Origin of the sequence: Streptomyces venezuelae, assembly GCF_008642335.1 — a bacterium.
In the GTDB taxonomy this organism is placed as follows: domain Bacteria; phylum Actinomycetota; class Actinomycetes; order Streptomycetales; family Streptomycetaceae; genus Streptomyces; species Streptomyces venezuelae_F.
This window is the reverse complement of record NZ_CP029191.1, coordinates 955,686-978,411: the sequence shown is the minus strand read 5'-3', so window position 1 is coordinate 978,411 and position 22,726 is coordinate 955,686. Positions and strand designations below refer to the sequence as shown.

The 22,726-nt window shown below is 69.1% G+C and carries 15 protein-coding genes and 1 pseudogene; 10 read left to right on the top strand and 6 right to left on the bottom strand.

Annotation, left to right across the window (positions count from 1 at the left end):
- The first annotated feature begins 77 nt into the window (after nt 1-77).
- Entirely contained in the window at nt 78-1,145 is a 1,068-nt protein-coding gene (locus DEJ49_RS04245; RefSeq protein WP_150182521.1) for a glucose-1-phosphate thymidylyltransferase, read from the top strand.
- A complete protein-coding gene (rfbB, locus tag DEJ49_RS04240; protein ID WP_150182519.1) occupies nt 1,142-2,155 on the top strand; it encodes a dTDP-glucose 4,6-dehydratase in 1,014 nt (337 codons plus the stop codon). The genes DEJ49_RS04245 and rfbB overlap by 4 nt, the downstream gene beginning before the upstream one ends.
- Before the next feature lie 12 nt (nt 2,156-2,167).
- On the opposite strand, the gene DEJ49_RS04235 is transcribed toward rfbB, so the two are convergent.
- Entirely contained in the window at nt 2,168-3,187 is a 1,020-nt protein-coding gene (locus DEJ49_RS04235) for a LacI family DNA-binding transcriptional regulator (RefSeq protein ID WP_150182517.1), read from the bottom strand.
- Between the two features lie 261 nt (nt 3,188-3,448).
- On the opposite strand from DEJ49_RS04235, the gene DEJ49_RS04230 reads away from it, so the two are divergent.
- From DEJ49_RS04230 to pulA, 7 genes and pseudogenes are all read left to right on the top strand, one after another.
- Complete coding sequence (locus DEJ49_RS04230) at nt 3,449-4,720, top strand: extracellular solute-binding protein (protein WP_150182516.1); 1,272 nt, start codon at nt 3,449-3,451, stop codon at nt 4,718-4,720.
- Between the two features lie 23 nt (nt 4,721-4,743).
- Nucleotides 4,744-5,754 (top strand): carbohydrate ABC transporter permease, encoded by a 1,011-nt coding sequence (locus DEJ49_RS04225; protein WP_150182514.1) that lies wholly within the window; start codon nt 4,744-4,746, stop codon nt 5,752-5,754.
- The gene (locus tag DEJ49_RS04220; protein WP_409239140.1) at nt 5,748-6,632 is read left to right on the top strand and encodes a sugar ABC transporter permease; all 885 of its coding nucleotides are present in this window, start codon (nt 5,748-5,750) and stop codon (nt 6,630-6,632) included. The genes DEJ49_RS04225 and DEJ49_RS04220 overlap by 7 nt, the downstream gene beginning before the upstream one ends.
- Before the next feature lie 42 nt (nt 6,633-6,674).
- A complete protein-coding gene (locus DEJ49_RS04215) occupies nt 6,675-8,324 on the top strand; it encodes a glycoside hydrolase family 13 protein (protein WP_150182510.1) in 1,650 nt (549 codons plus the stop codon).
- Complete coding sequence (locus DEJ49_RS04210; protein ID WP_150182508.1) at nt 8,321-9,376, top strand: LacI family DNA-binding transcriptional regulator; 1,056 nt, start codon at nt 8,321-8,323, stop codon at nt 9,374-9,376. Before DEJ49_RS04215 ends, DEJ49_RS04210 begins: the two co-directional genes overlap by 4 nt.
- Before the next feature lie 146 nt (nt 9,377-9,522).
- A pseudogene (locus DEJ49_RS04205) lies at nt 9,523-10,920 on the top strand (alpha-amylase); the annotation flags it as partial.
- Between the two features lie 106 nt (nt 10,921-11,026).
- Nucleotides 11,027-13,741 carry a pullulanase-type alpha-1,6-glucosidase gene (gene pulA, locus DEJ49_RS04200; RefSeq protein ID WP_317850439.1) on the top strand — a complete coding sequence of 905 codons (2,715 nt, stop codon included), beginning with the start codon at nt 11,027-11,029 and terminating at the stop codon, nt 13,739-13,741.
- 17 nt (nt 13,742-13,758) lie between these two features.
- Here pulA and DEJ49_RS04195 read toward each other — a convergent pair whose 3' ends face one another.
- Entirely contained in the window at nt 13,759-14,769 is a 1,011-nt protein-coding gene (locus tag DEJ49_RS04195; RefSeq protein ID WP_150182505.1) for an aldo/keto reductase, read from the bottom strand.
- A 155-nt stretch (nt 14,770-14,924) separates the two neighbouring features.
- Between DEJ49_RS04195 and DEJ49_RS04190 the strand changes: the two genes are divergently transcribed.
- Nucleotides 14,925-15,905: a LysR family transcriptional regulator gene (locus tag DEJ49_RS04190; RefSeq protein WP_150182503.1), complete on the top strand. Its 981-nt coding sequence runs from the start codon at nt 14,925-14,927 to the stop codon at nt 15,903-15,905.
- On the opposite strand, the gene DEJ49_RS04185 is transcribed toward DEJ49_RS04190, so the two are convergent.
- From DEJ49_RS04185 to DEJ49_RS04170, 4 genes are all read right to left on the bottom strand, one after another.
- Nucleotides 15,856-16,323 (bottom strand): hypothetical protein, encoded by a 468-nt coding sequence (locus tag DEJ49_RS04185; RefSeq protein ID WP_150182501.1) that lies wholly within the window; start codon nt 16,321-16,323, stop codon nt 15,856-15,858. The genes DEJ49_RS04190 and DEJ49_RS04185 overlap by 50 nt on opposite strands.
- A complete protein-coding gene (locus tag DEJ49_RS04180; RefSeq protein ID WP_150182499.1) occupies nt 16,320-20,771 on the bottom strand; it encodes an RHS repeat-associated core domain-containing protein in 4,452 nt (1,483 codons plus the stop codon). The genes DEJ49_RS04185 and DEJ49_RS04180 overlap by 4 nt, the downstream gene beginning before the upstream one ends.
- A 174-nt stretch (nt 20,772-20,945) precedes the next feature.
- Nucleotides 20,946-21,998 (bottom strand): chitinase, encoded by a 1,053-nt coding sequence (locus DEJ49_RS04175; RefSeq protein WP_409239141.1) that lies wholly within the window; start codon nt 21,996-21,998, stop codon nt 20,946-20,948.
- Between the two features lie 142 nt (nt 21,999-22,140).
- Nucleotides 22,141-22,596 carry an Lrp/AsnC family transcriptional regulator gene (locus DEJ49_RS04170; RefSeq protein ID WP_150182495.1) on the bottom strand — a complete coding sequence of 152 codons (456 nt, stop codon included), beginning with the start codon at nt 22,594-22,596 and terminating at the stop codon, nt 22,141-22,143.
- Nucleotides 22,597-22,726 lie beyond the last annotated feature (130 nt).

Sequence of the window (22,726 nt, the reverse complement as noted above, 5' to 3'; positions counted from 1 at the left end):
TTGAGTCGAGACCTCGCAAGCGAGGAGGGACCCGTGAGAACGCATCCCCAGGCTGACCCGCCCCGCGGACGGCTTCCTTGAAAGCCCTGGTGCTGGCCGGCGGAACGGGCAGCAGGCTGCGCCCCTTCACCGACACAGGCGCCAAGCAACTGCTGCCCATCGCCAACAAACCCGTGCTCTTCTACGGCCTCGAAGCCATCGCCGCGGCCGGCATCCGGGAGGCCGGGATCGTCGTCGGCCGACGCGGCGCGGAGGTCCGCGAGGCCGTCGGCGACGGCGGTGCCTTCGGCCTGCGCGTCAGCTACCTCCACCAGGAGCGGCCGCTCGGGCTCGCCCACGCGGTGCTCATCGCCCGGGAATTCCTCGGCGACGACGACTTCCTGCTCTACCTCGGCGACAACTACCTCCAGGAAGGACTCACCGGCTTCGCCGAACGCGCCGCCGCCCAGCCAGGAGCCGCCCGCCTCCTCCTCACACCCGTCCCCGACCCGACGGCGTTCGGCGTCGCCGAACTCGACGCCCGCGGCGACGTGGTGGGCCTGGAGGAGAAGCCCGACCGGCCGCGCAGCGACCTCGCCCTGATCGGCGTGTACGCCTTCGGCACGGACATCCACGAGGCGGTACGGGCGATCACGCCCTCCGTGCGCGGCGAGCTGGAGATCACCGACGCCGTGCAGTGGCTGCTCGACCGGGGCCTGCGGGTGCGCGCCGAGACCACCACCCGGCCCTGGCGCGACACCGGCAGCGTCGACGACCTCCTGGAGGTCAACCGTCAGGTCCTCGACGGCATCGAGGGCCGCGTCGACGGCAAGGTCGACCCGGACAGCACCGTGCTCGGCCGGGTCCGCCTCGCCGAGGGCGCCGTGGTGCGCGGCTCGCGCATCGTGGGCCCGGCGGTGATCGGCGCGGGCACCGTCATCAGCAACTCCAGCATCGGCCCGTACACCGCCATCGCCGAGGACTGCCGCGTCGAGGACAGCGCCATCGCCCACTCCGTGCTGCTGCGCGGCGCGGACGTGGAGGGCGCGTCGCGCATCGAGTCCTCCCTCATCGGCCGCGGCGCCGTCGTGGCCCCCGCCCCGCGGCTGCCCCAGGCCCACCGACTCGTCATCGGCGACCACAGCAAGGTGCAATTGACCTCATGAACCACGTCGACCCCACGGGCCGCCACAGCCCCCACGGCAACCGCATCCTCGTCACCGGCGGGGCCGGCTTCATCGGCTCCGCGTACGTCCGGTCGCTCCTCGGCCCCGCGGGCCCGCGCGGCATCGAGGTGACCGTGCTCGACAAGCTGACCTACGCGGGCAGCATCGGCCGCCTCGACGCGGTCCGCGCCCACCCCGGGTTCGCCTTCGTGCGCGGCGACGTGTGTGACGCCCGGCTCGTCGGCGAACTGGCCGCGGACCACGGGCAGGTGGTGCACTTCGCCGCCGAGTCGCACGTCGACCGCTCGATCGCGGACGGCTCCGCGTTCACGCGTACCAACGTGCTCGGCACCCAGACCCTGCTCGACGCCGCGCTCCGGCACGGCGTCGCGACGTTCGTCCACGTCTCCACCGACGAGGTGTACGGATCGATCCCGCACGGCGCGGCCACGGAGGAGGACCCGCTGCGGCCCAACTCCCCGTACGCCGCGTCGAAGGCGGCCTCGGACCTCGTCGCCCTGGCCCAGCACCGCACCCACGGCCTGGATGTCCGTGTCACCCGCTGCTCCAACAACTTCGGCCCGCACCAGCACCCGGAGAAACTGGTCCCGCGCTTCCTGACGGCCCTCCTGAACGGGGAGAACGTCCCGGTGTACGGCGACGGGCTGCAGGTACGGGACTGGCTGCACCTGGACGACCACGTCCGCGGCCTCGAACTGGTCCGCACCCGGGGGCGGGCGGGGGAGATCTACAACATCGGCGGCGGCACCTCGCTCACCAACCTGGAGCTGACCGAGCGGCTGCTCGCCCTGTGCGGCGCCGACGCCGGGCGCATCACGCACGTCACGGACCGCAAGGGCCACGACCGCAGGTACGCCGTGGACCACACGAAGATCAGCCGCGAGCTCGGCTACCGGCCCGGCACCGACTTCGACGCGGCGCTCGCCGAGACGGCCCGCTGGTACCGGCACAACCGCTCGTGGTGGCAACCGCTCGTCGCGGCGGCGTGACCCCCCCGCGGCTCAGGCCTTGCGCCCGGACCCCGTCGAGCCCCGCACCACCAGCTCCGGCATGAAGACGAACTCGCCGTGCGGCGCCGGCGTCCCGCCGATCTCCTCCAGGAGCGCGCGGACCGCCGCCTGGCCCATGGCCTGCACGGGCTGGCGGATCGTGGTCAGCGGCGGATCGGTGAAGGCGATGAGCGGCGAGTCGTCGAAGCCGACGACCGAGATGTCCCGCGGCACGCTCAGACCGAGGTCGCGGGCGGCCCGGATCGCGCCGAGCGCCATCATGTCGCTGGCGCAGACGACGGCCGTGCAGCCGCGGTTGATGAGGGTGGTGGCCGCGGCCTGGCCGCCCTCCAGGGTGTAGAGGGAGTGCTGGATCAGCTCCTCCGACGCCTCGTCGTCGAGGCCGAGGCGCTCAAGGAGACCGAGCCGGAAACCCTCGATCTTGCGCACCACGGGCACGAACCGCTTCGGACCGACCGCGAGCCCGATGCGGGTGTGGCCGAGCGAGGTCAGATGTGTGACGGCGAGGCGCACGGCGGCGCGGTCGTCGGTGGAGACGAAGGGCGCCGCCACGTCCGGCGAGAAGCCGTTGACGAGGACATAGGGGACGCCCTGGGCGCGCAGCACCTCGTACCGCTCCATGTCCGCGGTGGTGTCGGCGTGCAGCCCGGAGACGAAGATGATGCCGCTGACACCGCGGTCCACGAGCATCTCGGTGAGCTCGTCCTCGGTGGAGCCGCCCGGCGTCTGCGTCGCGAGGACCGGCGTGTACCCCTGACGGGTCAGGGCCTGGGCGATGACCTGCGCGAACGCGGGGAAGATCGGGTTGTCCAGCTCCGGTGTGATGAGGCCGATGAGCCCGGCGCTGCGCCGTCGCAGGCGCACCGGGCGTTCGTACCCGAGCACGTCGAGGGCGGCGAGCACTGCCTCGCGGGTGCCGACGGCCACCCCGGGCTTGCCGTTGAGGACGCGGCTCACGGTGGCTTCACTGACCCCCGCGTGGGCTGCGATGTCGACAAGCCGTGCGGTCATGGCACTGGACTGTACCTGTCGTCGGGGTGATTGCACACTGCCCGTGAATCTTCGTGCAAGCCCTGTCAAGCGCAGGCCCGGGCACGGTAAGGACACGCAGATGTAACGAACCACCGGTCCTTGCAGAAATTTACCGCAAGGTCTTTCGGCGACATTCCAACGCTGTTACGTTCCTGGCAACCCGGCGCCGCCGTCCAGAGCGGCCAGCAGGAGGCACCTCTTCGTCTCCCCGTGATTCCGGGATCAGTTGAAGGAGTTCACATGCGGCGTGGCATTGCGGCCACCGGGCTGATCGCGGCCCTGGCCATGACAGCGGCAGCGTGCGGGGGCGACGACGAAGGCAGCGGCGGGAGCAAGGGCGGGAAGCTCTCCGGCACCGTCACCTTCTGGGACACCTCGAACGACGCCGAGAAGGGCGCGTACCAGAAGATCGCCAAGGGCTTCGAGAAGCTGCACCCGGACGTCAAGGTCAACTATGTGAACGTCCCGTTCGGCGAGGCCAACGCCAAGTTCAAGAACGCCGCGGGCGGCAACTCCGGTGCCCCCGACGTGATGCGCACCGAGGTCGCCTGGACGCAGGACTTCGCCTCGCTCGGCTACCTCGCCCCGCTCGACGACACCGTCGCGCTCGACAAGGCCGACGACTACCTTCCGCAGGCCGCGGCGAGCACGAAGTTCAAGGGCAAGACGTACGCCGCCCCGCAGACCATCGACACCCTGGCGCTCTTCTACAACAAGAAGATGCTCAAGGCCGCGGGCGTCGAGGTGCCGACCTCCTTCGACGAGGTGAAGTCCGCCGCGAAGAAGATCAAGTCGAAGTCCGGCAAGACCGGCCTGTACCTGCGCGGCGACGACCCGTACTACTACCTCCCGTACCTCTACGGCGAGGGCGGCGACCTCCTGGACACCAAGGCCAAGAAGGTCACGGTCGACGAGCCCGAGGGTGCGAAGGCCTTCTCGGTGATGAAGGACCTGGTCGACTCCAAGGCGGCGGTCACCGACGCGAGCGACGGCTACAACAACCAGCTCAACGCCTTCAAGGACGGCGACGTCGCCATGGCGCTCGACGGCCCGTGGTCCATCGAAGGTGCCCTGCAGGGCAAGCAGTTCAAGTCCGACAAGGACAACCTCGGCGTCGCCCCCGCCCCGGCCGGCAGCAAGCGCCAGGGCGCCCCGCAGGGCGGCTGGAACCTCGCCGCCTACGCCGGCTCCGGCAACCTCGACGCCGCCTACGAGTTCATCAAGTACATGAGCTCCGCCAAGGTGCAGCAGCAGACCACCGAGGAGCTCAGCCTGCTGCCGACCCGCACCTCCGTCTACGACGTGAAGTCCGTCAAGGACAACCAGATGGTGCAGTTCTTCAAGCCCGCCGTCGCCAAGTCCGTGCAGCGGCCGTGGATCCCGGAGGCCAACGCGCTCTTCGAGCCGATCCGCCTGCAGCTGGAGAAGGTGCTCAGCGGCAAGTCGTCGCCCGAGAAGGGCGCCGAGGGCATCGGTGACGCCTACCGCAAGCTCCTCAAGGACTACAAGTAAGAAGAGGGAGGGCTGACCGACCCATGGCTGTCGAGACCGGCCAGTCGGTGGTGAAGGCCGCGGATGTCCAGAGCATCCGCGGCCGCGGCCACCGGCCCGGCAAGAAACCGGGGCGGCTGCGCAGGACGCTCACCACTCACTGGTACGCGTGGGCCATGGTCGCCCCCGTGGTGACCGTGATCGGCGTGATCGTCGGCTACCCGCTGGTGCGCGGCCTGTATCTGTCGACGACCAACGCCAACGAGGCGAACGTCGAGCGGCACATCGGCGTCAACGACATCCCCGCCACGTACGAGTCCGTCGGGCTCGACAACTACCAGGCGATCCTCTCCGACGGCGTCTTCTGGGACCGTCTCAGCTGGACCGTGGTGTGGACCGTCTCCTGCGTCGCGCTGTCCTTCACGCTCGGTCTCGCGCTCGCCACGATGCTCAACCGCAAGCTGGCGGGGCGCTCCTTCTACCGGATGGCGCTGATCCTGCCGTGGGCGGTCCCCGCCTTCGTCTCCGTCTTCACCTGGCGCCTGCTCTTCAACGAGAAGAAGGGCCTCCTCAACAAGATCCTCGAGGGCGGCGGCATCGACGCGATCCCGTGGCTCAACGACCCGACCTGGGCAAAGATCTCCGTGATCACCGTCAACGTCTGGCTCGGCGTGCCGTTCATGCTCGTCGCCATGCTCGGCGGGCTGCAGTCCATCCCGGGTGAGCTGTACGAGGCGGCCGAGATGGACGGCGCCAACGCCTGGCAGCGCTTCCGCCACATCACCCTGCCGGGGCTGCGGACCGTCGCCAGCACGGTGATCCTGATCAGCGGCATCTGGACCTTCAACATGTTCCCGGTGATCTTCCTGCTCACCAGGGGAGGACCGGGAGACGCCACCGAGATCCTGGTGACGTACGCCTACCGGCTCTCGTTCGTCGTCAGCCCACGCGACTTCGCGGGCTCCGCGGCCTGGGGCGTCCTCATCCTGGCCCTCCTGTCGATCATCGCGGTGGCCTACCGCCGCGCACTCCGCAAGCAAGGAGAGGTCTGGTGACCACCGTGGAGACGAAGGGGACGACCCCGGCGAAGAAGCGCAGGCCCAGGGGGCGCGAGGAGCGCGGCCCGCTCGCCTCGGTCGCCCTGCACGTGACGCTGCTGCTCGCGAGCGCCATCGCGGTCCTGCCGCCCCTGTGGCTCCTGGTCACGTCGTTCAAGCCGCAGAGCGAGGCCTTCTCCACCGACCTGGTGAAGGACTTCACGTTCGGCAACTACGACCACGTCCTCAACGACACCGAGTTCCCGAACTGGCTCCTCAACTCCCTCATCGTGGTCGGGCTGACCACGGTGATCGGCGTCTTCATCTCGGCGACGACCGGGTACGCGGTGAGCCGCTTCAGATTCCCCGGCATGCGGCCGCTGATGTGGCTGCTCCTCATCACCCAGATGTTCCCCGTCGCGGTGCTCATCGTGCCGCTGTACAACCTGCTCGCCAGTCTCGGGCTGCTCAACCAGCCCGTCGGCCTCGTCGTCACCTACCTGACGATCGCCGTACCGTTCTGCGCCTGGATGATGAAGGGGTACTTCGACACCATCCCGGTCGAGATCGACGAGGCGGGACGGGTGGACGGACTCAACCCGTTCGGCACCTTCTGGCGGCTCATCGTGCCGCTCGCCAAGCCCGGCCTCGCCGTCACCGGGTTCTACAGCTTCATCACCGGCTGGGCCGAGGTCGCCTACGCGTCCGCGTTCATGACCGGCGAGGAGAACCTCACGCTCGCCGGCGGCCTGCAGACCTTCGTCAACCAGTACACGAGCGACTGGGGTTCGCTGACCGCGTCCGCGGTGATCGTGGCGGTGCCCGCCGCGGTGATCTTCGGCTTCGCCCAGCGCCACCTGGTCTCCGGCCTGACGGCGGGCGCGACGAAGTCCTGAGACGCTCCGCCGACCCCACCACACTCGATCCCCAGGGAAGACATGACCCAGCATCTCGCTGCCCCTGCCGCCCCCGCCACCGAGACGCGCACGGACTGGTGGCGCGACGCGGTGATCTACCAGGTGTATCCGCGCAGCTTCGCCGACGGCAACGGCGACGGCATGGGCGACCTGGAGGGCATCCGCAGCCGGCTGCCGTACCTCAGGGACCTCGGTGTCGACGCCGTCTGGCTCAGCCCCTTCTACGCGTCCCCGCAGGCGGACGCCGGTTACGACGTCGCCGACTACCGCGCCATCGACCCGATGTTCGGCAGCCTCCTCGACGCCGACGCGGTCATCCGCGACGCCCACGAGCTCGGCCTGCGCATCATCGTGGACCTGGTGCCCAACCACTCCTCCGACCGCCACGACTGGTTCCGCCGCGCCCTGGGCGAGGGCCCGGGATCGCCGCTCCGCGAGCGCTACCACTTCCGCCCCGGCAAGGGCGCCGACGGCGAACTCCCGCCCAACGACTGGGAGTCCATCTTCGGCGGCCCCGCCTGGACCCGGGTACCCGACGGCGAGTGGTACCTCCACCTCTTCGCACCCGAGCAGCCCGACTTCAACTGGGAACACCCCGCCGTCCAGGACGAGTTCCGCTCGATCCTGCGGTTCTGGCTCGACATGGGCGTCGACGGCTTCCGCGTCGACGTCGCCCACGGCCTGGTCAAGCAGGCCGGCCTGCCCGACATCGGCCGCCACGACCAGCTCAAGCTGCTCGGCAACGACACCATGCCGTTCTTCGACCAGGACGGCGTGCACGAGATCTACCGCAGCTGGCGGCAGGTCTTGGAGGAGTACGCGGGGGAGAGGATCCTCGTCGCCGAGGCGTGGACGCCGACCGTCGAGCGGGCCGCCCAGTACGTCAGGCCCGACGAGATGCACCAGGCCTTCAACTTCCAGTACCTGGGCACCTCCTGGGACGCCGCCGAGCTGCGCGAGGTCATCGACGTGTCGCTGGCCGCGATGGGCCCCGTCGGCGCCCCCGCCACCTGGGTGCTCTCGAACCACGACGTGACCCGGCACGCCACCCGTCTCGCCAACCCGCCGGGCCTCGGCACCCAGCTGCGCACCCCCGGCGACCGCAAGCTCGGCCTGCGCCGCGCCCGCGCGGCGACCCTGCTGATGCTTGCGCTGCCCGGCTCCGCGTACCTCTACCAGGGCGAGGAGCTCGGCCTGCCCGACGTCACCGACCTGCCCGACGAGGTGCGCCAGGACCCGTCGTTCCTCCGCGCCGCGGGACAGGACGGCTTCCGGGACGGGTGCCGGGTGCCCATCCCGTGGACCACGGAGGGCTCGTCGTACGGCTTCGGCACGGGCGGCAGCTGGCTGCCGCAGCCCGAGGGCTGGGGCGAGCTGAGCGTGCAGGCGCAGACCGGCGACCCCGGCTCGACCCTGGAGCTCTACCGCAGCGCGCTCGCCGTGCGCCGCACGGAGCCGGGGCTCGGCGCGGGCGGCGCCGTTCAGTGGCTCGACGCACCCGACGGCGTGCTCGTCTTCGCCCGCGAGGGCTTCGTGTGCACCGTGAACACCACCGCCGAGACGGTCAGGCTCCCGGCCCCCGGCCGCGTCCTGCTCGGCAGCGAGGAGGCGGAGGTCGTGGACGGAGCCGTGCTCCTGCCCGCCGACACCACCGTCTGGTGGGCGGTGTGACGCTGCCCTCCACGCCGCGGGACGCCCACCGGGGCGCCCCGCGGCTCCTGGACATCGCGGCCCAGGCCGGCGTCAGCGAGGCCACCGCGAGCCGGGTCCTGAACGGCAAGGCGGGGGTGGCGAACGGCACCAGGCGCCGGGTCCTCGCCGCCCTCGACGTCCTCGGCTACGAGCGGCCCACCCGGCTGAAACGGCGCAGCGCCGGACTCGTCGGCCTGGTCATCCCCGAGCTGACCAACCCGATCTTCCCCGCCTTCGCGCAGGTCATCGAGCAGGTCCTGGCAGGACACGGCTACACCCCGATGCTCTGTACGCAGATGCCGGGCGGTGCCACCGAGGACGAGCTCGTCGAACAGCTGGAGGACCGCGGGGTCAGCGGCATCATCTTCCTGTCGGGCCTGCACGCCGACATGACGGCCGACACCGCCCGCTACCGCGAACTGGCCCACCGCAAGGTGCCGTTCGTCCTCGTCAACGGCTACAACGAGGACATCCCGGTCTCCTTCGTCTCGCCCGACGACCGCTCGGCGGTGCGCATGGCCGTACGCCACCTCGTCGACCTCGGCCACGAGCGGATCGGTCTGGCCATCGGCCCGACCCGGTACGTGCCCTCGCGCCGCAAGGCGGAGGGTTTCACGGCGGCCCTGCACAGCATGCTCGGGCTGCCGCAGGCGGAGGCCGAACGCCTCGTGCGGCGCACCCTGTTCACGGTCGAGGGCGGGCAGGCCGCGGCCGGAGCGCTGCTCGACCTCGGGTGCACGGCGATGGTGTGCGGCAGCGACCTGATGGCGCTCGGCGCCGTGCGGACCGTGCGCGAACGCGGCCTCACCGTGCCCGGCGACGTCTCCGTGGTCGGCTTCGACGACTCCCAGCTCATCGCCTTCACCGACCCGCCGCTGACCACGGTGCGCCAGCCGGTGCAGGCCATGGCGACCGCGGCGGTGGGCGCGCTCCTTGAGGAGATCGACGGAAACCCGGTGCAGCGCACGGAGTTCGTCTTCCAGCCGGAGCTCGTGGTGCGCGGTTCGACCGGGGTGTGTCCAGAGGGTTGACCCGGTGCGGGGAGCGCCATACGGTCCAACCCGCAACAAGTTGTGCGGACTTGCTGCAAGAAGTTGCTGAAGACGGTCACTGAGCTGAGGCAGTCACTGAAGTCCGCACTCGTCGAAGGTTCTCCCAACGCGCAGGAGGTACCCCCATGACCGGCCGGACCACGAAGAGCCGCAGACCCGTCGCGACCGCGCTCGCCCTCGTGGCGGGTCTCGCGGGCAGCGTCGTCGCCGGGGCCCCCGCGGCCCAGGCCGCCCCGCCCGGCGGCAAGGACGTCACCGCCGTCCTCTTCGAGTGGAACTTCAAGTCCGTCGCCAAGGCCTGTACGGATCGGCTCGGCCCGGACGGCTACGGGTACGTGCAGGTGTCGCCGCCGCAGGAGCGCCTCCAGGGTGACGCCTGGTGGGCCGCGTACCAGCCGGTCAGCTACAAGATCGGCACCCGGCTCGGCGACCGCGCCGCGTTCAAGAGCATGGTCGACACCTGCCACTCGGCCGGCGTGAAGGTCGTCGCCGACGCGGTCATCAACCACATGACCAACGCGTCCGGCACCGGCTCGGCGGGCTCCCGCTTCACCAAGTACGACTACCCGGGCACGTACTCGTCCGCCGACATGGACGACTGCAAGGCCGCCATCAGCAACTACCAGGACCGCTGGAACGTCCAGCACTGCGAGCTCGGCGGCCTCGCCGACCTCGACACCGGCGAGAATTACGTACGCGGACGCATCGCCACGTACCTCAACGACCTCCTCTCGCTCGGCGTCGACGGCTTCCGCATCGACGCGGCCAAACACATGCCCGTGGACGACCTGAAGAACATCAAGTCGCGGCTCAGCGACCCGCACGTCTACTGGAAGCAGGAGACGCTGTTCGGGGCGGGTGAACCCGTCTCCCCGAGCGAGTACACCGCGACCGGCGACCCGCAGGAGTTCCGGTACGCCTGGGACCTCAAGCGCGTCTTCAACAACGAGAAGCTCGCCTACCTGAAGAACTACGGCGAGGGCTGGGGCTACATGCCCGGCGGCACCAGCTCGGTGTTCGTCACCAACCACGACACCGAGCGCCACGGCCAGACCCTCAACTACAAGGACGGTGCCAACTACACCCTCGCGCACGTCTTCATGCTGGCCTGGCCCTACGGCTCGCCCGACGTCCACTCCGGCTACGAGTTCAGCGACACCGACGCCGGATCGCCCAACGGCGGCCAGGTGAAGACCTGTTACAGCGACGGCTGGAAGTGCCAGCACGCCTGGCCGGAGATCCGCAGCATGGTCAAGTTCCGCAACAACGCGCGCGGCGCGTCGGTCACCAACTGGTGGGACAACGGCAACAACACCATCGCCTTCGGCCGCGGCGACAAGGCGTACGTCGTCATCAACCACGAAGGGTCCACCGTCAACCGCACCTTCCAGACCTCCCTGGCGGCGGGCACGTACTGCGACGTGCAGAGCGGCAGGAGCGTCAGCGTGAACGGCTCGGGACAGTTCACGGCGTCCGTCGCCCCGAACGCGGCCCTCGCGCTGCACACCGGGGCCAAGAACTGCTGACCGGCCCCCACCGACCGGCCGCCCGGCCCATCCTTGTCCCCGCTGCCGGGCGGCCGCACCCTTCTCTCCCTTTTTCCTCCCCGCCCCTCAAGGAGAAACCGCCGTGACCGGCTCCCCGCGCCGCGCCGCCGTGACCGTGGCCCTCGCCCTGCTCGCCGCCACCGTGCCCCTGACCGCCACGGCCGTACCGATGGCCCCGTCGGCACCGTCCGCCGCGGCCGAGCAGGCCGATCCGCTCGACCTGTCCACGTCGCGGGCCCAGTGGATCGACAGGAACACCATCGCCTGGGACGCGGGCGCGGGGAGCCGCCACGAGCTCCTGTACGCACCCCGCGGCGGCCTCACGGTCGAGGCCGGCGACATCGGGGGAGCGGCGACACACCGTCTGCGCCTCACCCCCGTGGACGGCGGCCTCACCGACGCGCAGCAGGCCAAGTACCCGCACCTCAAGGGCTACGCCGCCTTCACCGTCGAGCCCCGCGACCGCCACCTCGTCCGCACCGCCCTCACCGCCCAGCTCGTCGCCACCGCCCGGTCCGCCGACGGCACGCTGCGCTCCGCGACCGGCGTACAGACCCAGGGCGTCCTCGACGACCTGTACGGCGCGGCCGCCACCAAGGCCACCCTCGGCCCCCGCTTCGCGCACGGCCGCGTCACCCTCGCCGTCTGGGCCCCCACCGCGCAGAAGGTCTCGCTCGACATCGGCGGCCGCACGGTGACAATGCACCGGGACCGCGCCTCCGGGGTCTGGTCGGCGACCGGGCCCGGCAACTGGTCGGGCAAGGCCTACCGGTACGTCGTCACGGTGTGGGCGCCGAGCGTCCGCAAGGTCGTCACCAACAAGGTCACCGACCCCTACTCCACCGCGCTCACCACCGGCTCCGGGCGCAGCCTCGCCGTCGACCTCACCGACCCGGCGCTCGCCCCCAAGGGCTGGGCCGGGCTGCGCAAGCCGAAGGCGACCCCGCTGCGCGACGCGCAGATCCAGGAGCTGCACGTCAGGGACTTCTCCGTCGCGGACCGCACGTCGGACCACCCGGGCACGTACCTGGCGTTCACGGACGAGAAGTCCGACGGCATGAAGCACCTGCGCCGCCTGGCCCGCGCCGGCACGTCGTACGTACACCTGCTGCCGGTCTTCGACATCGGCACCGTCCCCGAGCGCACCTCCGAACAGTCCACGCCGGACTGCGACCTGCCCGCGTACGCCCCCGACTCCGAGGAACAGCAGGCGTGCGTCACCAAGAGCGCGGGCAAGGACGCGTTCAACTGGGGCTACGACCCGCTGCACTACACCGTCCCGGAGGGCTCGTACGCGAGCGACCCCGAAGGCACCCGCCGCACCGTGGAGTTCCGCAAGATGGTGCAGGGTCTCAACGGCGCGGGGCTGCGCACGGTGATGGACGTCGTCTACAACCACACCGTGGCGAGCGGCCAGGCCGAAAAGTCCGTGCTCGACAGGATCGTGCCCGGCTACTACCACCGTCTGGACGCCGACGGCGCGGTCGCCACCTCCACGTGCTGCGCCAACACGGCACCCGAGAACGCGATGATGGGCAAGCTCGTCGTCGACTCGATCGTGACGTGGGCGCGGGAGTACAAGGTCGACGGCTTCCGCTTCGACCTGATGGGACACCACCCGAAGGCCAACATTCTCGCCGTCCGCAAGGCGCTCGACGCGCTGACCCCCGCGAAGGACGGCGTCGACGGCAAGAGCATCGTCCTCTACGGGGAGGGGTGGAACTTCGGTGAGGTCGCCGACGACGCCCGCTTCGTCCAGGCCACGCAGAAGAACATGGCGGGCACCGGCGTAGCGACCTTCTCGGACCGGTCGCGCGACGCGCTGCGCGGCGGCGGCCCGTTCGACGGGGACCCGGGCGTACAGGGCTTCGCCAGCGGCCTGTACACGGACCCCAACTCATCCCGGTCCAACGGCACTCCGGCCGAACAGAAGGCCCGCCTCCTGCACTACCAGGACCTCATCAAGGTCGGCCTGACCGGCAACCTCGCCGACTACACCTTCAAGGACTCGGCCGGACGTACGGTCAAGGGCGCCGACGTCGACTACAACGGCGCCCCCGCCGGATACGCGGCACAGCCCGGCGACGCGCTCTCCTACGCCGACGCGCACGACAACGAATCGCTGTACGACGCGCTCGCCTTCAAGCTGCCCAAGGCCACGACGACGGCCGACCGGGCCCGTATGCAGGTCCTCGCCATGGCGACCGCCGCCCTCTCCCAGGGCCCCGCGCTCTCCCAGGCGGGAACGGACCTGCTGCGCTCCAAGTCCCTGGACCGCAACTCGTTCGACAGCGGCGACTGGTTCAACACGATCAACTGGGACTGCCGCGCGGGCAACGGCTTCGGCCGGGGCCTGCCCCCGGCCGCCGACAACAAGGACAAGTGGCCCTATGCCAAGCCCCTGTTGTCGTCCGCGGCCGAGCTGACCCCCAACTGCAAGGACATGGAGAGCACGTCGGCGGCGTACCGTGACCTGCTGCGCATCCGGACGACCGAACCGGCCTTCTCCCTGGCCACGGCCGGGAAGGTCCAGTCGGCCCTGTCCTTCCCGCTGTCCGGGACCGTCGAGGAGATCCCCGGCGTCATCACCATGAAGGTCGGCGACCTCGTGGTCGTCCTCAACGCGAGCCCGCGGACCCAGCGACAGCGGGTCGCGGAGGTGCGGGGCACCCGCTATGCCCTGCACCCGGTCCAGAGGTCGGGCTCGGACCGGACCGTCAAGTCGTCGACGTACGAGAGGAGTTCGGGTTCCTTCTCCGTCCCGGCGCGAACGGTCGCGGTCTTCAAGCGCGGCTGAGCGAGGTCCGCGGCGGGTCAGGCGTCGTGGGGGAGCGGCGCCGCCGGGCTGACGAGGTTCGCGGCCCGGAGGTCCGTCCAGAAGGCCTCGGGGACGTCCTCGTTCAGGGCGGCCGTGTCCTCGGCGATGCGGCTGGGGCGGGTGGCGCCGGGGATGACGGCGGCGGTCGCGGGGTGGGCGAGGGAGAACTGCAGGGCGGCGGCCTTGATGCTCACGCCGTGCTTCTGGGCGAGTGCCTTGAGGCGGCCGACGCGCTCGACGATGTCGGCGGGCGCCTCCTGGTACTCGAAGTGGGTGCCGCCCGCGAGGATGCCGGAGCTGTAGGGACCGCCGACCACCATGTCGACGCCCTGCTCCTGGGCCGCGGGCAGCAGCCGCTGGAGGGCGTGGTCGTGGTCGAGGAGGGTGTAGCGGCCGGCGAGGAGGAAGCCGTCGGGGCGCGGCTCGTCGAGGCCGAGGGTCAGCTCGATGGGCTCCGTCTTGTTGACGCCGAGGCCCCACGCCTTGATCACGCCTTCGTCGCGCAGCCGGGACAGGACGCGGAAGGCACCCGTGCGGGCCTCCTCGAACTTCTGCAGCCACTGGTCGCCGTGGAAGTCCTGGGCGATGTCGTGGACCCAGACGATGTCGAGTCGGTCGGTGCCCAGGCGCTTCAGGCTGTCTTCTATGGAGCGCTCGGTGGCGTCGGCTGTCCACTCGTGCACGATCTTGTTCGGATTGCCGTGCTCGAAGAGGCCGCCCTTCTCACCGAAGTCCGGCGTGGCGGTCTCGTGCTCGTCCAGGATGACGCGGCCGACCTTGGTGGACAGGACGTAGGAGTCGCGGGGCTTGCCGGCGAGCACCTCGCCGAGCCGGGTCTCCGCGAGTCCGGCGCCGTAGAAGGGCGCCGTGTCGTAGTAGCGGATGCCGTGGTCCCAGGCGGCCTCGACGGTGGCGCGGGCCTCGTCGTCGGGGATGGCGCGGAACATGTTGCCGAGCGGGGCGGTGCCGAAGCCGAGACGGCCGGGGAGGAGGGACGTGATGCCCATGGGAAAGATCCTTACGTGGTGGGGAGGGTGAAAGCGCGGTGGGCGGATGCAGGCGGTTTCTCCGCTTCCGCGGCTCTTGCTCCTCCGAGGTTAGGATCGACGGGTCAGACTGTCCAAGACTTGCTTGGTCATACTTCAGTCCCCCGAGGTCTCACATGCTCGACCTGCGACAACTGCGCTATTTCGTGACCGTGGCCGAGGAGGAGCACGTCGGCCGGGCCGCCGAGCGCCTGCACATCTCGCAGTCCCCGCTCAGCCGCCAGATCGCCCAGCTGGAGAAGAACCTGGGCCTGACGCTCTTCGAGCGCAGCCAGCAGCGCCTGCGGCTCACCTCCGACGGCCGCGTCTTCCTCGCCGAGGCCACCGCCCTGCTGCGGCACGCGGACCGCCTCGAGAACCTCGGACGGCGCCTCGGCCGCGGCGACGAGGGCGGCCTGTGCGTGGGATACGTGGGTGACGCCATGCACACCGGTCTGCTGCCCGGCGCCCTGCGCACGCTCAACGAGGGCCGCCCCGGCATCCACGTGGCCCTCTACGATCTCCCCGCCCCCGAACAGTTCGAGGGCCTGCGCCAGCGCAGCCTCGACATCGCCCTGGTCCCGGAGGCGCCGCCCGCGGACGACCCCGACCTGCGCGGCGCGCTGCTCCTGGCGGACCCGCTGCTCCTGGCCGTCCCAGGCGGCCACCCGCTCGCCGATACCGACGAGGTGCGGCCAGAGGATCTCGACGGCCTGCCCTGGATCGCCGTCGAGGACGGCAAGGACCACGTCTGGCGGGACGACTTCGTCGCCGCGTGCGCCGCTGCCGGGTTCGCCCCCGACATCCGCTTCGAGGCCCCGGAGCCACTGACCGCGCTCGGCCTGGTGGCGTCCGGCCTCGGGCTCGCGTTCGTGCAGAAGAGCATGGTGCGCGGCGGCACCGAGGGGGTGACCGTCCGCGAACTCCCGTGGTTCCCGCGGTCCGTCCGGCTGTGGGCCGTGTGGCACCGGGTCGACCTGCGCCCGGTCGTCACGTCGTTCCGCGAGACGGTGCTGGCCGCCGGTGCCGGTGAAGGGGGTCAGGAGGGGGGCCCCGCAGGCGCCGATGTTACGGGGTTTCCCCCCATACTGCCTTCAGATCGGCACAGCGAACCTTGATGGTGGCGTCGGTCAGCTCGATCTCGTGAACGATGCCGTCCTCGTGGGGCAGCGTCTCGTCCAGAAGGACCGTAATCGCCTCCATCCAGTCGATCGACGCTTCATAGTCGACCGAAAAGTGCGTGACGCCGGTGTACTCGATCCGCAGCCCGACGGTGTGCTTCCACTGGTTGGAGCGGAAGCTGATCGAAGCCGTTCCGGGACCTCCCATGGTCGCCGTCGGCAGACAGATGTCAGACAGTTCCAGATCCTTGATGCACCGTTCGCTGGAGTAGTCGTAGTGCCCGGCCTCGCTGGCAAAGGCACGTGCCCCTTCGGGAAGCTCGTCCCGGAAGTCGGGAAGCGCGGCAAGGTAGTCACGCGCATCGGTGCGGAACCCGTGGAGCTCGGCGTTCCAGTCGACCTTCACGTACTTCATCCGCAGGATCCCTTCAGGCGCGGCCGTTTCCATTTGTCCCCGGAGATGTCTTCGGTGCCACGAGGGCCGATGCGACCGGTTCTGCGCATGAACTTTACTGCCTCACCTTTGAGTCGGTTCTCCACACCTCGGGGCACTTGTACATCAGAATTCAAACGGTGCTTGTCGAACCATCCGTTACTTCCGTACAAGCCGACTTCGCGGCCGTTCTTGTCATAGACGTGCATTTCGAAGTCTGTGGCATGGCCGATGTCGAAAGTATCCATACGGCCCCGGTAGCCCTCGCTGAGGTTAATCGGGTCCTTGGGACCTCGACGGGCAAGACCCAGAGGGTCCTGCCAGGTCAGCGGGTTCGGTACATAGGCGTGATGGTTGGGCGCGGGCTCCAGTCCGAGTGGGTCGGCGGAAATGTACCGGGCTGATTCCGGGTCGTAGTAGCGGGCGTAGTTGTAGTGCAGTCCGGATTCCTCATCGAAGTACTGCCCCGGGAAGCGCAGCGGGCATTCGACTTCAGAGGTGCGCGTGTACGCGAGATCAGTGCCCCACAGGGTGGTGTGAGCTTCCCACGCGACAGCGCCGTCGGTGGAGACGAGTTCCGTAGGTGTGCCCACCAGGTCGGTGACTATGGCATGGAACCGCACGTCGTAGTCCGCCTGGGTGCGGTCGAGCTGGGCCAAGGGTCGGTGCGATTCCGGCTCGTAGTCCCAGGTCGTCACTGTGCCGTCGGCGGTGGACCGTTCCACGAGCAGGCTGCCGTCCCAGGCGAACGTGAAGCTGGACGTGACCGTCCCATCCGAGGCTTGCAGGTGTTTCGCGACGCGGCGCCCCAACGGGTCGTAGCGGTACTGGCAGGTCATACCCTGCGGCGTTGTCACCTGGGTGAGCCGGTCTTCCGCGTCCCACCTGTACTCCCACACCTGTCGCTGCCCGTTGAGCAGCTGGCGGCTGCGGCGTACCAGGCGTCCCTGGGCATCGTACTCGTGACGGGTGCGCTTCGCCTGGTGCAGGAGAGTCCCGGTTGTCTCCCAGGCGTCGATTCGCGGCGTCACCTGCGCCCCGGCGGGCTCCTTGCCGCCCTGCCCAGCAGCGGTCACCTGGGCACGGCTGAGGTTGCCCGCCCTGTCATAGGCGTAGCGCTCGTCCCAGCCGGACCCGTGGACGCCGGTGACGCGGCCCATCGTGTCGAGAGTGAACTGTCGACTGGCAGCGGCCGTTCCACGCATCCCTGTGATCTGGCCTTCGACGTCATACACATATGTGCGCTGACGCACTGTGCCGTCGGGCGCAGTGGCGCGCGTGCCGATCGTCTGGTGTGCCAGTCGGCCGCCGGTGTCCCAGCTCTGCGCGAGGACGACACCGTCCCCGAAAAACCGACCGGTCTCGTATCCGGCGGCGCTGTGCTGAAATTCCATGCGGGTGCCGGCCATGGTCAGAGACATGGGCCGGTCGGCTTCGTCGTACTGCCACTCGGAGACCGCCCCGGAAGGGGTGGTGCGAACCGTCCGTCGACCAGCGTGATCATAGGTTGACGAGACGGTGTACCCGTTGACGCTTTCTCGTACGACCTGCCCCTGCGCGTCGTAGGCCAGCTCGACTTTCGTGTGCTGATTGACGGCCCGAGTCAGACGGCCGTAGGGGTCGTAGCTGTACGAGGTGATGTTGTCATCCGCGCTTGCCAGCACAGTCTGGCCGAAGACGTCCCGCTCGTAGCGAATGGTCTCCCCGGCGCCGTTGGTTCGTGTAGCCAGCCGACCCGCCGCGTCATAGGAGTAGGTGAGGCAACGGTCGTTGAAATCGATCTCAGTGATGAGGCGTCCCGCAGGATCGAACGCGTAACTCCAGGACAGGTGTTGCGGGTTGGTCACTGAGAGCAATTGCAGCTCGGTGTCGTACTCGAAGGTGTACACCGAGCCGTCTGGGTCTCGGCGGCTCGTCGGTAGCGCGAAGTGCGTGTACGTGTGGTGTGTGGTGCGCCCGGCAGGGTCGATGTGCTTGCGGACGTTGCCCTCGCCGTCTCGCTCCCAGTGCTCTACAGCCCCGTCCGGGTGTTCGCGCCGGGTGAGGAGGCCCTCAACCGTCCATTCAAAGCGGGTGACGGCTCCGGATGGCTCCGTGAGGGTGCGAATGCGACCGAAGGCGTCCCGACTGACCTCGGTCGTCTGCCCGAGAGGGCCTGTGATCCGCAAGATCAGCCCTGCCGGGTCACACACGGCCCGCTGAACCCTGCCGAGCGGGTCGGTGACGGAGGCGGGGCGCCCCGCCTCGTCAAACGTGAAGTGTGTCTCGGCTCCAGCCGGGTCCACGGTCTTCAAGCGATTGCCGCGCTCGTCATACGCGTGGGACCAGATCAGGCCGTCCTGATCGGTGATGGTCACCGCCTGGTGGTATTCGTTGAAGACAGCGGTCGTGACGCTGCCGTCGGGTTGGGTGACCGTAACCGGGTTCCCGGCATCGTCATAGGCATAGCGAGTGCTGTTCCCCAAGGGGTCGACTCTGGCCAGAAGCTGGTCGCGGCTGTTCCACATACTGCGTGTGGTGTTGCCCAGAGGGTCGGTCTCCGCGATGAGTTGGAGACGCTCGTTGTACTCGTATCGGGTGGTGTGACCGAGCGAGTCGGTGTACATAGTGGTACGGCTGTCAGGGTCGTAAGTGATGGTGCAGTTGAGGAAGCCATCGGTGCCGTCCCCGGCCGTGCAGCGGTCCTCGTCGTCGTAAGTGAAGCGGTAGCAGGTCCCGTTGCGGTCGGTCCACGACGTGATACGGGAATATTCGTCGTAGTTCAGCTCGTAGGGCAGCCCCGAAGAATTGCGGATCGCGACAAGCCGACCGCTTGTGTCGTACTGGTACCGGATCAGTGTGGTGGTGTCGGGCGCTTCCTCGCCGGCACGCAGGCGCAACGCGGTGACGCGGCCGTGTTGGACGTCGACATCGATGTGGTAGCCGCCGGAGTGGCGCACGGCAATGGGAGCGCCGTCCTGGCTTCGGTCGAAGTCGATGCGATGGCCATTGCGGTCCGAGACAGCGGCGAGCGGCATGGTGAATGCCTCGTCGGCTACGGTGCCTTCGGTGGCCGCCACAAAGTGACGGGTGCGGCCGGTGGTGGGGTCGGTGATGCGCATAGGGGCGCCTGGGGTGCCGTCCCAGTTCAGCGGCCATTGCGGTCCGGTCACAGGCATGACGGCGGTGCCGGGAACGGGGACTGGATAGACGAGGATCATGCCGTCCTCGCTGGCGAAGAGCACACCCTCATGGTCGAGTTCGAGTCGTTCGTCGAATGTGGAGGCCCATGAAGGCCCGAACGAGCGCCCCGACATGTAGGTGGAGAGGTGGGTGCGGCGCAGGATCAGCGGCAACAGGCCAGGCAGCTCGACATCGGTATCCTCCATGATCATTTCGCCGGAGATCATGTCGATGGGGTCGCCGTTCTTGCAGCGGGCCTTGGCGGGCTTGCTCGTCGCCACGTCGTCCGCGCCGCGCCGCAGGCCGTTCTTGAGGCCTTTGGCCATGCCCTTGAGGCCCTTCAGCCCCTTGCCGAGTTTGGCGGCGGTAGTGAGGCCCTTCATGCCGGGGACGCAGTCCATGGCGGCGAACGCCACGTCCATGAGGGTGGCTTGTCCTTTTGCGTATTTGCTCAAGGTGTCGGCCAGCACGATGGCGCCCGCGACGATGACGATGGCGGCGAGGATCGGCCCACCCACGATGATCGCGATGATCCCGACGACGGCGACGACGACCTTGCAGACGGCGACGATGGTGTCCCAGTTGTCGGAGACCCAGTCGCCGATCTCCTCCCACCACTTGCGGTTCCTGATGCCCGCGTCGGAGGCCTCGTCGATCTTCTTCTTCGCGGTGCCCGCGGCCTCCTCGCGCATCTTGCGCGCGTCGGCGGCCATCTTCTTCGCCGCCTCCAGCGCACTCTTGGCGGAGTCCACGTCGCCTTGGGCGGACTTCTGGGCCTTCTCGGCGGAGTGCGCGTTGCGGGTGGCGGCCTTGACCTTGTCCTCGTCCGGCTTGGGCACGTCCTTGCCGCCGCCCGGCTTGTCCTTGTACTTGTCGGCTTCCTTGCCCGCCTTCTCCACCCAGGAGTCGGCGGAGGAGAGCCGGGACTTGGCGGACGACAGATCCGCCTGCGCCTCGCGGCCCTTGACCAGCGCCTTGTCGGCCAGCGACTGGGCACGCTCCAGCTCGGGCCAGTACGCGGACAGCGCGTCGCCCGCCATCTCGTAGCTCTTCTTGAGCTTCTTCAGCTTGTCCGGGGCGTCCTCGAACTTCTCCGTGAACGCGTCGGCGGTCTTGCCCACCCACTTCAGGATGGCCTCGTCGCCCGCCATCCCCTTGATGTCCCGCAGGACCCTGCCGACGTCGTCCGCGAAGTCGTGGAGGTTCTTGGCCAGCGACCGCACGCGGTGCGGATCACCGGGAGTCGGATCCTTATCCAGGTCCAGCACATGCCAGTCCGACGGCCGGTGGCCCCCCATATGGCTTCCCCCGCCCCCGTTGCCTCGCCCGTAACCGTACGCACAAGCGAAGCCATCGAATGATCCCGCGTGACGTGAAGGCGGGGACGGATGGAAGGGTTTCGAGGGGCAGGGGCGAAAGTGTCCGCAGGGGGGAGGAGGGAGCTAGCTGATTCGCTTGAAGTTGTCGCCGAACGTCCAGCCCTTTGACCCGTCCCAGTTGATCGACCACGTCATCAGGCCCTTGAGGGCGCCGTTGTAGCGGCTCCAGGCCTGGGAGACGAGGCTCGGTGACATGTAGCCGCCGCCCGCGCCCGGCTGTGCGGGGAGGCCGGGGACCTGCTTGTCGTAGGGGACCTTGATGGTGGTGCCCTGGATGTTCAGGCCCTTGTTGAGACAGTCGGTCTGGGCGGTGAAGCCCTGCACGGTGCCCGCGGAGTAGGAGTCGCCGGAGCAGCCGTACATGCTGCCGTTGTAGTACTGCATGTTCAGCCACCACAGGCGGCCGTTGTCCGCGTACTTCTTGATGATCGGCAGGTACGCGCCCCAGATCGAGCCGTAGACGACGCTGCCGCCGGTGACGTACGCCGTCTCGGGGGCCATCGTGAGGCCGAAGCCCGCGGGCATGCGGGCGAGCACGCCGTCGATGATGCGGATGAGGTTGGACTGGGAGGGCGAGAGCTGGTTGATGTTGCCCGTGCCCACCAGGCCCGTCTCGATGTCGATGTCGATGCCGTCGAAGTTGTACTTCTTGAGGATCGGCACGATCGTCTCGACGAAGCGGTCGGCGACGGCGGTGGAGTTCAGGTCGATGCCCGCCGTCGCGCCGCCGATGGACATCAGGATGGTCGCGCCGTCCGCCTTCGCCTGGCACATCTCGGCGGGCGTCGCGACCTTCACCGTCGCGTCCATGCCGTCCTCCCAGAGGACGGTGCCGTCGGAGCGGATCACGGGGAAGGCCGCGTTGATGACGTTGTAGCCGTGCTGCTTGATGCGGCTGTCGGTGATGGGGGTCCAGCCGAACGGCGGGTGTACGCCGTTGGACGCGCCGTCCCAGTTCTCCCAGTACCCCTGGAGCACCTTGCCCGCGGGCTTCGGCTTGACCGCGCAGGTGTCGGCCTGCGGTGCGGCGGGGGCGGGGGCTGCCGCGGTGGCGGGCAGCTGTGCGACACAGGCCAGTGCCAGGGCTGACCCCAGCAGGCTCAACGTCCGACCGATCACGCGGTGCTCCCTGGGTGCGGTGTGGGGGTGCGGAGACGTGCCTCGTGCGGTGCGTCAACCTAGGCTGGTACGGACCAGGCGTCAATAGGTCTGTACCAAAGGGGCGTTGGGGGTTCGGTGGAGTCCGTCGGGTCGGCGTTCAGTCGTCCACCGGCAGGCCCTGTGGTTCCTTGATCCGCTTCATGATGATCTGCGAGTTGACCTCGGTGACCCCGGCCAGCGTGGTGAGCCGCTCGATCCACAGCCGCTCGTACGCCGCCAGGTCGGCGACCGCGATGCGCAGCAGGCAGCCGGGGCTCCCGAACAGGCGGTGCGCCTCGATGACGTCCGGAATGTCCTGGAGCGCCGCCTCGAACGCCTCGACGGTCTCGCGGTCGCGGCGCACCTCGATGGAGACCAGCACCTCGAAGCCCCGGCCGACCGCTTCCGGAGCGACGACCGCGCGATATCCCTGGATCACGCCGTCCAGCTCCAGCTGGCGCACCCGGCGCATGCAGGGGGACGCGCTGAGGCCGACCCGTGCGGCCAGCTCCTGATTGGTCAGCCGACCGTCGTTCTGCAGCTCACGCAAGATGTTGCGGTCGATCTCGTCCATGGCGCAATTATCTACCACGCATGTTGCACAAGCCTTCGATTTTGGCAAACACATTGCGCAATGTTCGACCTATCCTTGCGGCGAGGCTGCCCACCACTCAGGGGGCTGATGGTCCTCGGGTTCCCTGGGA